Annotated in this window: 1 protein-coding gene; it reads right to left on the bottom strand. The window is 64.6% G+C overall.

Annotated features, from left to right (window positions below; genetic code table 11):
- On the bottom strand, positions 1–301 hold a 301-nt coding region (locus tag D9R14_RS22770), incomplete at its 3' end, for a lyase family protein (protein WP_245420941.1).
- Between the last annotated feature and the right edge of the window lie 204 nt (positions 302–505).

The raw sequence follows: 505 nt of genomic DNA, 5'->3' as shown, positions 1-505 counted from the left end.
GCTCTTCCGATCTGCCCTTCATCACCACCAGGAGGGCGGTGAGCGCGCCGCCGCAGCGCCCGGCCGGGGCGCGCACCAGGGCGGCGGCGTCCGGGGTGCGCTTCTTCGGCATGATGGACGAGCCGGGGGGGCAGGCGTCCGCGAGCTTCACCAGCGCGAACGAGGGTGAGGTTCCGCTCACCACGTCCTCAGCTAAGCGCGAGCGGTCGAGGGCGTCGACGATGTTGCGCGCCGATTGCAGCGAGACTTCATGCTCAGCCGAACGGCCCCCAAAAATAATCCCTACCCGCACCTTGCTCATGACCCGACCTCACTATTGAAAGTAAGGCTTCTTACCACGGGCGGTCAGCGATTCGCTACCCGATGTGCCTCGCCCAACACCTGCACAATCGTACAAGACCCCGGCAGACAACCGGTGCAGACTCAGTTAACGTGTTTCCACCTCCTTTTGTGACAAGTCACCATGGGCAACCCCACCCACTCCCTCGACTGGCTGCACCGCGCG

It is taken from the genome of Xanthobacter tagetidis, from assembly GCF_003667445.1.
In the GTDB taxonomy this organism is placed as follows: Bacteria; Pseudomonadota; Alphaproteobacteria; order Rhizobiales; family Xanthobacteraceae; genus Xanthobacter; species Xanthobacter tagetidis.
Note: the sequence above shows the minus strand (reverse complement) of the source record. Positions and strands in the feature narration are given on the sequence as shown.